At 69.5% G+C, this 9,623-nt stretch carries 6 protein-coding genes; 2 read left to right on the plus strand and 4 right to left on the minus strand.

The features are described 5' to 3' along the window. Positions 1-22: 22 nt before the first annotated feature. Positions 23-583 (minus strand): ECF-type sigma factor, encoded by a 561-nt coding sequence (locus tag SGRAN_RS14635; protein ID WP_067112272.1) that lies wholly within the window; start codon positions 581-583, stop codon positions 23-25. 236 nt (positions 584-819) lie between these two features. On the opposite strand from SGRAN_RS14635, the gene SGRAN_RS14640 reads away from it, so the two are divergent. Then, positions 820-1,773: an efflux RND transporter periplasmic adaptor subunit gene (locus SGRAN_RS14640; protein ID WP_237233524.1), complete on the plus strand. Its 954-nt coding sequence runs from the start codon at positions 820-822 to the stop codon at positions 1,771-1,773. Positions 1,774-1,825: 52 nt separating this feature from the next. Beyond that, a complete protein-coding gene (locus SGRAN_RS14645; RefSeq protein ID WP_237233525.1) occupies positions 1,826-3,268 on the plus strand; it encodes a TolC family outer membrane protein in 1,443 nt (480 codons plus the stop codon). A 170-nt stretch (positions 3,269-3,438) separates the two neighbouring features. On the opposite strand, the gene SGRAN_RS14650 is transcribed toward SGRAN_RS14645, so the two are convergent. The 3 genes from SGRAN_RS14650 to SGRAN_RS14660 form a co-directional block, all read right to left on the minus strand. Then, on the minus strand, positions 3,439-5,460 hold the full coding sequence (locus SGRAN_RS14650) for a preprotein translocase subunit SecA (protein ID WP_067184822.1): 2,022 nt from the start codon (positions 5,458-5,460) through the stop codon (positions 3,439-3,441). Beyond that, positions 5,453-7,606, minus strand: a complete 2,154-nt coding sequence (locus tag SGRAN_RS14655) for a site-2 protease family protein (RefSeq protein WP_067184825.1) — start codon at positions 7,604-7,606, stop codon at positions 5,453-5,455. Before SGRAN_RS14655 ends, SGRAN_RS14650 begins: the two co-directional genes overlap by 8 nt. A gap of 148 nt (positions 7,607-7,754) precedes the next feature. Further along, positions 7,755-9,608 (minus strand): HlyD family efflux transporter periplasmic adaptor subunit, encoded by a 1,854-nt coding sequence (locus SGRAN_RS14660; RefSeq protein WP_237233526.1) that lies wholly within the window; start codon positions 9,606-9,608, stop codon positions 7,755-7,757. Between the last annotated feature and the right edge of the window lie 15 nt (positions 9,609-9,623).

Genomic DNA, 9,623 nt, shown 5'->3' on the forward strand with positions numbered 1-9,623 from the left:
GCCGCCCCGTGGGACGGCACGGTCAGTCGGGGTCGATCGGATTGGCGAGCGCGTCGGCCAGCCAGGCCCGCGCCACCTGCCATCGCCGCTTCACAGTCGGTTCCGACACGCCCATCACCTCGGCGATATCGGCCGTCGTCATGCCGCCGAAATAGCGCATCTCGACGATCTCCATCAGTTCCTCGTCCAGCACCCGCAAGCGCATCAGCGCCGCGTCGAGCGCACCGAGGTCGATGCGGCGCGGGCCGTCCTCGATCTGCGTCGACAATTCCACCTTGCGATGGCTGCGCTTCGACGAGGACCGCAGGCGCGCGTGGTCGATCAGGATATGGCGCATCATCCGCGACGCGAGCGCGATGAAATGCGACTTGTCGGCCAGCGAGATGCGCTCCATCTGGACGAGCCGCAGCACCGCGTCGTTGATCAGGTCGCCGGTCGAAAGCGACGAATTCTGTTCGCGCCGCAACCGTGCGGCCGCGATCTGTTCCAGTTCGGGATAGAGTTTCCCGATCAGTTGATCGCGCCCATCGGCGACGCCATCGCGCCAGTTCCGCAGCAGCAATCTGGTCTGTGAACTTTCCACGAGCCGAATCCCCCCAACGCTCTGCGACCCGACCTTTCGGTCAGGGTAATATTGCAATGCATCATCGCGCAACCCCCTGCTTTTGCCGCGAATCCCGTTTTCGGGCGCCCGTCGGAAATTCGTCCGCCGCCGTGATCCGAATTCCACCGGTTCGCCGCTAACCAAGACGAGGGCGAACGGGCCGCATGGCGGATGCCGACGCGGAATGCCGGGACTATTGGGGGGACCGTGGGCGCGTGACCGATCGAAAGCGCATATTCGTCGCCAGCGCCGCTGTTCTGGCCGTGGCGGGTGGCCTGTATCTGGCGCTGGCGGACAGCAGTGCCGATAGTCGCCCGGCGGCTCAGCCCGCCGCCCAGCCCGCGATGCCCGCCGTTCAGCCGCTCGCCGCTGCACCGCCGGCCGACGCGGTGGCGCCGCCCGGCCTGGACAGCTCCCGCCCCAACGACTGCCTGATCGAACCGAGCCGCGTCGTGCGGGTCAACAGCGGTGTCGAGGGCGTGATCGAGGCAATCTACGTCGACCGCGGCGACAATGTCGGCAAGGGGCAGGTCGTCGCCCGCCTCCGCGCCGATGTCGACCGCGCGAGCGCCGCCGCCGCGGAGGCCCGCGCCGCCAATGCGCATGCGGTGCGCGCCGCCGACGCCCGCGCCGGCTACCTCGCTTCGGTCAGCCGCCGCAGCGACGAGATCCGCACCCACCTCGCCCGTGACAAGGTGGAGGAGGCAAAGGCCAACGCCGATGCCGCGGCGGAGGAGCGCCGCGCCGCGGCGCAGGACCAGCGCGTCGCCCAGCTCGAATATGTCCGCACCCAGCGCGTCCTGACCGAAAAGACCGTCCGCAGCCCGGTCAATGGCGTCGTCGTCGAGCGCGCGATGGCGCCGGGCGAATATCGCGGACCGAGCACGTCGCACATCCTGACGATCGCCCAGATCAACCCGCTCAACGTCGAGGTGTTCGCCCCGATCGCGCAACTCGGCGCGGTGCACGTCGGCGACATGGTGACGGTGTTCCCCGAGGACCCGGTGGGCGGGTCCTATCAGGCGCAGGTCAAGGTGATCGACCGCGTGTTCGACGCAGCCAGCGGCACCTTCGGGATGCGGCTGGAGCTTCCCAATCCGGGCAACAAGCTACCCGCCGGGCTTCGTTGCCGGCTTGAAATCGGCGGAAAGGCGTCACCGCGCACATGACGGCGCGGGGGCAAGCCAGCGAGAATAGGAGATTCGAGCGATGATGCGAAAAATGGCACTGCTGGGGGGCGCCGCGATGCTGCTCGCTTCGGGGGTCGCGCAGGCCGAAACGCTGCACGAGGCGCTGGAGGCCGCCTATCATTCGAACCCGACGCTGACCGCGCAGCGCGCACAGGTGCGCGCGGGCGACGAGAATGTCCCGATCGCGCGCGCCGCTGGCCGGCCGACGCTCGAAGCCTCTGCGGTCTATCAGGAAAATGTCCTGAAGGGCGATCAGACCGGTAATCTCTTCACCTCCGACCCCGATCGCCAGCTCGTCGGACAGCTCAACATGAACGTCCCGCTGATCAGCTTCGGTGCCGTCCGCAATTCGGTGCGGTCGGCCGAAGCCCGCAGCGACGCCAGCCGCCACGGCCTGCGCAGCACCGAATCGGACCTCTTCACCCGCGTCGTCGCGGCCTATATGGACGTCATCCGCGACGAAGCGACGGTGCGCCTCAACCAGCGCAACAGGTTGGTGATCGACTATACGCTGGCCCAGACGCGCGACCGCTTCGACGTCGGCGACGCCGGACCGACCGATGTCGCGCAGGCGGAAGCGCGCGTCGCGCTCGCCATCAGCCAGCTCGAAACCGCCGAAGCGCGGCTGATCGCGAGCCGGGAGAATTATATCCGCCTCGTCGGCAACCCGCCGGGCGACCTCGCCCCGCCCCCGCCGCTGCCGCAATTCCCGGCGACGTCGGAGGAAGCGGTGCGCGTCGCGCTCGACAACAACGCCGCGCTGCTCGCGGCGCAGGCCGAAAATCGCGCCGCAAGACACGATATCGATGTCGCCGATGCCGAGAATCTGCCGCGCGTCAGCGCGATCGGCGGGCTCAACCGCTATGATTATCTGGGGTCGCTGGCGCCGAACACCGGACCGCGCAACCGCGATCAGGGAACGACCGGCTATGTCGGCGTACAGTTGAAGATGCCGCTCTATCAGGGTGGCCGCGTCGCGGCGCAGGCGCGGCAGGCGCGGCAGAAATACGGCGTGACGGTCGAGCAGATCGCCGCCGCCGAGCGCGACGCGGTGGCGGAAACGCGCTCCGCCTTCGCCAACTGGCGATCGACCAGCCGGGTCATCGACGCGGCGCGCAGCGGCGTGCGCGCCAACGAGCGGGCGTTGGTCGGAATCCGCGCCGAAGTGAAGAACGGCCTGCGTCCCCTGCTCGACCAGCTCAACGCCGATCAGGAACTGCTGAATGCCGAGGTCACGCTGGTGACGGCCGAGCGCGATGCCTATGTCGCCGGCTTTGCCCTGCTCGCCGCGATGGGCCGGGCCGAGGCGCGCCACCTCGATTTCGAAACCTCGCTGCTCTACGATCCGATGGTCCATTACGACGATGTGCGCGATCGCGTCTCGCTGTTCGAGGCCGATTCGCCGATTCCACAGCCGGTCGCGACCGGAACGGCTGCGACGCCGGCGCAGGATGCCGTCATCAAGACGCCCTGACGCCTGCGGGAAGCCTTCCGATTGCCAGAGCGCCGCGTCTTAAATCTGCACCGTTTGCCCTGAGCTTGTCGAAGGGCCGTTCTTTTCCTTTTACGCCGCAAAAGAAGGACGGTGCTTCGACAAGCTCAGCACAAACGGAAAAAGGGTGGAGCGATCTTCAGGACTCGCCCCTACGCCGTGCCGCTGAACGCCATGGTCTTTTGCAGCCGTTCCTCGGACAATTCGGTCTGGCGGCGCGACGCGGCATGACGCCGCTCGGCCGCGCCCTGCGCCCAGCGGCGCAGCAGGTTCGCGGGACGCCCCTCTATCGGCCAGGCTTTTGCCGACGCTTTCAGCGCCCGTGCGGCGCGCGGGGCGAACAGCGCGTAAAGCTCGTCGTCGATGGCGGTGATCGCCTGCGTGCTGCCGGGATCGCCCTGCCGCCCGGCGCGCCCTTCGAGCTGGCGGTCGATGCGCGGGGTTTCGTGAAAGGCGGTCAGGATGACGTGCAGCCCGCCCGCCGCGTGCGCCTCCTTCGACAGTTCGATATCGGTACCGCGTCCGGCCATGTTGGTCGCGACCGTCACCGCGCCGATCCGGCCCGCCGCCGCGACGATCTCCGCCTCTTCGGCGTCCTGCCGCGCGTTGAGGATGCGGCAGGCGATGCCGACGCGGTCGAGCGCGGCGGCGACCGCCTCGGAATCCCCGACCGAGCGCGTCCCGACGAGGATCGGCCGCTGCCCTTCCTCCTCGCGCACCGTGCGCACCGCCTCCGCCACCGCGGCCCATTTCGAGGCGGCGTCGGCATGGAGCTGGTGCCCGCGATCGCGGCGCAGATTGGGGCGGTTGCGCGGCACGACCGTGACCTTCAGCCCATAGTCGGCCCACAGTTCGGGCGCGGTTTCCTTCACCGTCCCGCTCATCCCCGACAGGCGCAGATAGCGGCGGAAGAAACGCTGATAGGTGATGCGCGCCATCGTGTTGCGCGTGCCCGACAGCTCGACCTCCTCCTTCGCCTCGATCAACTGGTGCAGCCCGCCCTCCCACGACCGGTCGGCCATCACGCGGCCGGTCGATTCATCGACGATCTGCACCTTGTCCTCGGCGACGATATAGTCGCGGTCGCGTTGATAGAGGCGCAGTGCCGCGATCGCCTGTGACGCGATCTGCTCGCGCGCCTGCCGAATCCGCCAGCGCGTCTGCGGCAGACCTTCGGACAGCTCGGCGACGACGCGGTGGCCGCGCTCGGTCAGTTCGACCGCGCGGTCGGCCTCGCGGATGCGGTAATGGCGCCCCTCCTCCAGTTGGCGCACCAGTTCGAGCGCGGCCAGATAGAGGCCGTCGTCGTTCGCCGGCATCTCGGCCGACAGGATCAGCGGCGTGCGCGCCTCGTCGATGAAGATCGAATCGGCCTCGTCGACCACGGCGAAATAGAGGCCGCGCATGATCAGCGGTTCGCGGGCGCGGTCGCCGAACAGGTCGCGCATCACCCGCCGCGCCGCGCCGCGCTTCGGCCCCAGCGCGGTCTGGTCGCGCAGATAGTCGAAGGTGATTTCCTTGTTGGTGCCATAGACGACGTCGGCGCGATAGGCGGCGCGGCGCTCGGGCGTCTCCTGCCCGTGGATCACCACCCCCAGGCTGAGCCCGAAGCGTTCGTAGACGGGGCGCAGCTTGGCGGCGTCGCGCTCCGCGAGATAGTCGTTCACCGTGAACACATGCACCGGCATCCCTGCCATCGCCCCGGTGATGGCGGGCAGCAGCGCGGTGATCGTCTTGCCCTCCCCCGTCGCCATTTCGGCAAGGCCGCCCTCGACCATCACCAGACCGCCCATCAGCTGCACGGGAAAATGCCGCATCCCCAGCATCCGCCCCGTCACCTCGCGGATCAGCGCAAAGCATTGATCGATCAACGCCGGGTCGGAAAGTCCATGACGCATCAGCCTGACGCGCAGCGCGGCGCAGCGCGCGTCGAGGTCCGCGTCATCCAGTGGGCAGAGCGCCTCCGCCGCCTCCGCGATCGCCTCCGCCCGCGCGAGCATGGCGGGCCGCTCGCCCGCCAGCGCGCGGCCGACGAGCAGGTCGACGGGGCGATCCCATTTCCACGACGGCGCGGGGCCGCGCTCGGGATAGGGCGCGATGACCGGGCGCGCGTCGCTGCGCACCTCGCGCCACAGCGCGCGCGCCGATGCGCGAAAGGCGGCAAGCTCAGGCATTGAACCGCGACAACAGCAACTGGCGCAGCCGCCGCGCGACCTGCCAGCCGATCGGTTCCCAGCCGAGCTGGAAGCGGACATGGACGCGCGTCCCGAACGGCACCTGCCGCAGTTCGGACGGCAGGCCGATGTCGAACAGGAAGATGCGGCCCAGCGCCTTGCGCCCGTTCGGATCGGTCGGGTCGGTGGGAATGGTGCCGCCCTTGCCCAGCGCCAGCGCCTCGCTCGGCAGGTCGCGCGTGCCGCCGGGCACCTCGCGCACCACGCGCCCTTCGTGCGTCGCGCCGGGCAGCGCGGCGATGCGGTAGCGGACGCGGACGAGTTCGCGGCGGACAAGGTCGATGTCGTCCTGCGACACCGCGACGCGCACCACCTCCGCCTGTCCGGGGGTGACATAGCCGATCAGTTCGCCCTGGCGAACATGCCGCCCCGGCAGGTCCGACGCGGGCGCCAGCGCGGTGACGAACCGCCCCTCCGCCCCCGCGAGCAGGCGAAGCTCGCCATAGCGCTCGCGCTGGATCGCCAGCTTCTGTTCGGCCTCGTCGATCGCGAACTGGCCGATCTGGCGCTTGACGCGGTCGCCGCCCAGCTCGGCATCGGCCGCCGCCTGCAGCTCGCGCCGCCGCCAGTCGAGCCGCGCGACGTCGGTCTCCAGCGTCGGCTGGCTGGTCTCGATCAGCAACTGTCCGGGGCGGACGAGGCTCCCCTCGCTCACGGCGACGCGGGTGATGAAGCCGCCGGTCGCGGCGCGCACATGCGCCTGGTCGGGCAGCCACACCACCCCCTGCGCGTTGACGTGGTGCGGCGCCGGAATGACGAACAGGATCAGCAGCGCCGCCGCCACCGCGCCGCCCGTCAGCCGCATCGCGAAGCCCCGGTTGCGGTGGAGCTGCGGGCTGCTGACGACATGCGCCCCCATCTTCCACAGCGGCAGGCCGACCCCGGTCCACAGCGTCCACAGCGCGATCAGGACGCCGATCAGGAAAAAACGCGACGCAACGATCAGCGCGATGCCGAACAGCATCACCATGCGCGCGACGAAGGCCGCCGGGGCGTAGACGAGGAACCAGCGTTTCTCGCCCGGCGTCGCGTCGAACGGCGGCATGTCGTGGGTGCGAAAGACATGCCGGTTGACCAGATCGCCCCAGTAGCGATTGGCGCGCGAGCCGAGGTTGGGGATTTCGAGCAGGTCGGCGAGGATATAATAGCCGTCGAAGCGCAGCAGTGGATTGCCGTTGACCAGCACGGTCGAGATGCCGGCGATCAGCATGACGTTATAGGCGAAACTGCGCGCGAGCCCGGGCTCCAGCATGACCCACAGCAGCGCGGCAATCGCGGCGACGAACAGTTCGGACACCATCCCGGCGGCGCCGACCAGCGCCCGCTGCCACTTGTTCGGCAAGGCGTTCGCCGCCGACGCGTCGACATAGGGGACCGGAAAGAGCACGAGCAGCATCACGCCCATCTCGCGCACCTCGCGCCCCCATGCCTTGGCGGCGAAGCCGTGGCCGAGTTCGTGGATCGTCTTCACCAGCGGATAACAGACCGCCATGATCAGCAGATTGTCGGTCGACAGCACCCGGTCGATGATATTGGTCGGCAGTTCCTGCCAGTGGGTGCCGACGACCAGCAGCGCCGCGCCGACCACGGCGAGCCACAGCGCCAGCCCGGCCCAGCCGAACAGCGGCCGCACCCACGGCATGGCGCGGGTCAGGAAGGCATCGGGATCGACCAGCGGAATCCGCAGCGACATCGGGCTTTTCAGATTCTGCATCAGCAGTTGCCGCCGCTGCTTCCTCTGTCGCTTGATAAGCTCGCCGGTATCGGGAAGCATGTCGGTGGACAGCAGGTCGGACCCGTGCAGCTGGCCGAGCGCCGTGATGACGTCGTCCTGCGTCGGCGCGTCCTCGCCCAGTTCCTCGACCAGCCGCTCCCACAATTGCTCGACCGTCCGCTCGCCGTCGAGCCGCCCGACGAAGCGCCACGCGCCTTTCGTCAGCCGGTGCGCCTTGCCGGCGGCGCCGTCGTCGAGCACATATTGCACCGTGCCGCGATAGCGGTGGCGCCGGACGCGCACATGCGTCTTCAGCCGGGGCTTCAGCCGGGCGACCTGGAACCAGGAGGCGCTTTCAAAGGGATTGGCCATCGCGCGCTTACCCTGACCGGATGTGTCGAGGCAGACTCGGAAACCCGTTCGTGTCGAGCGAAGTCGAGACACCCATCGGCGTGGCGCTGTCCTGATGGGTGTCTCGACTTCGCTCGACACGAACGGAGGTGGCGGAGCGCATCATATTCTAAGGCAGCCACTTCCAGAAGAACAGCCGCAGCCATTCGCGCAGGCCGCGCGTCCAGATCCAGGCGTTGCTGCGCCGGTCGATCTTCACCTTGGCGACGCCTTCCATGCCCGGGCGCAGCACCGCGCGGCGGTCGCCCGCCAGCTCCGCCTCGACGCGGAACACATTCTCGCCATCGACGTTGGCCGTGACCGACGTGATCCGCCTGACCGTGAAGGGCACCGTCTCGCCCGCGAGCCCCGTCGGCGCGAAGCGACCCTGCTGCCCGGGGCGCAGATAATTCACATCCTCCTCGGCGACGTTCAGCACGACACGGAAGCTGCCGAGCGGCGCGACCTCGAACAGCACGTCGCCCTCCTCGACCGGCGTCCCGACCTTCTGGCTGAGGTCGCCCGACACCAGCACGCCCGACAGCGGCGCGACGATGCGCGTGCGCGCGAGCTTGTATTCGATCAGGCGCAGGCTCGCCTCCGCCTGGCGAAGCTGCGCGCCGGCCAGGCTCATGTCGGCGCGCTCATGCTTGGCCAGCGCCTCGCGGTAGCGGCGGTCGAACTGCTGCACCTCGCCGAGCGCGCGGGCGCGGTCGACGATCAGGTCGCGGTCGTCGAGCGTCGCAAGCACCTGTCCCGCGCGCACGACGTCCCCGGCGCGCGCCTGCGACCGCGCGATGAAGCCGGAAAAGGGCGCCGAAGCCGCGCGCTGCACCTGGCCTTCGAGTTCGGCGTCGGCGCGCACCTGAAACTGGGCGAACGGAACGAACAGGATCAGCAGCAGCAGCAGCGCGCCGATCCCCAGCGCCTTAGCCAGCGGACGGCGCGGGCCGAACAGCGCGCGCGCGCCATCCATCCCGTGCCGCCGGACGCGGCCGCCGATCCATCTTTCCTCGCGCCGCCGCAGCGCGATCCCCGGCGCCACTAGCGCCGCGATCGTTTCGGCGAGCAGCAGGTCGCGGGCATCAAACGGCTCGGCATCGACCGCGCGCTCGATCGTCAGCACCCCGACCGGCAGTCCGCGGTCGGTCATCGGCACGCTGGCGACCGCGCCCTTGCCCGCGAGCGCGAGCAGGCGGTCCTGCTGCAACAGGATCGGATCGCCTTCACGCACCAGCGGGACCGACAGCAGCATGTCCTGGTCCATCGCCTCGTCCATCGCAGCTTCGAGCGCCTCGGCGACGTCCGACCGTTTGCGGAACCACGCACCGTGCGACATGGCGGACAGCTTGACGCGGTCGCCCTGCACCAGCCCCAGCGACACGCGGTCGGCGTCGAGGGTGATCGTCGCCGCGTTGCACAGCGCCAGTTCCGCCTCGGCCAGCGTGTCATGCTCCTGCATCGCCGCAAGCACGTCCATCGCCGCGGTCGCCGCCTCCGTACGCCCTTCATCGCCGGCGGAGCGGTGCTGCCAGACCAGCGAGTGAATCCAGCCGACGCCCCAGTGGAGTTCGCGCAGCAGCAACTGCATCTGCGGCGAGGTCAGCCCCGTCACGGCGAGCAGCACCGCGCCCATCACCCGCCCGTCGGCGGCGATCGGATAGCCGATGCCCATCGTGTCGGGATCGTCCGCATCGCCTTCGACCACCACCTGTCCGTTCGCGAGCGTCGCCTCGGCGACCTTGCGCAGATGGGGGTGCTCCTGCGGGCCGGCGGGCCATCCCGCCGCGGGGGCGAAGGCGCCGCCGGTGCCCTCGAGCAGGATCAGTCCGGCGCTTACCCCGCGCGTGCGGGCGCATTGCAGGGCAAGCCAGGCCTGGCAGAAGGACCCAGCGTCGCGCGCCGACGCCAGCGATGCCCACAGCCGGGCCTCGTCCGCCCCCTGCGACCGCGACGCGGTTCCGATGTCGGTCGCCACGCTCACCCGGTCATCCGCGCA

Source organism: Sphingopyxis granuli (assembly GCF_001559015.1).
Taxonomy (GTDB): Bacteria; Pseudomonadota; Alphaproteobacteria; order Sphingomonadales; family Sphingomonadaceae; genus Sphingopyxis; species Sphingopyxis granuli.

What these genes read in the sequence shown, in the direction of transcription:
- SGRAN_RS14645 (WP_237233525.1), top strand. Translation starts at nt 1,826, where the DNA reads ATGGCACTGCTGGGGGGCGCCGCGATGCTGCTCGCTTCGGGGGTCGCG.
- SGRAN_RS14650 (WP_067184822.1), bottom strand. Translation starts at nt 5,460, where the DNA reads ATGCCTGAGCTTGCCGCCTTTCGCGCATCGGCGCGCGCGCTGTGGCGC.
- SGRAN_RS14655 (WP_067184825.1), bottom strand. Translation starts at nt 7,606, where the DNA reads ATGGCCAATCCCTTTGAAAGCGCCTCCTGGTTCCAGGTCGCCCGGCTG.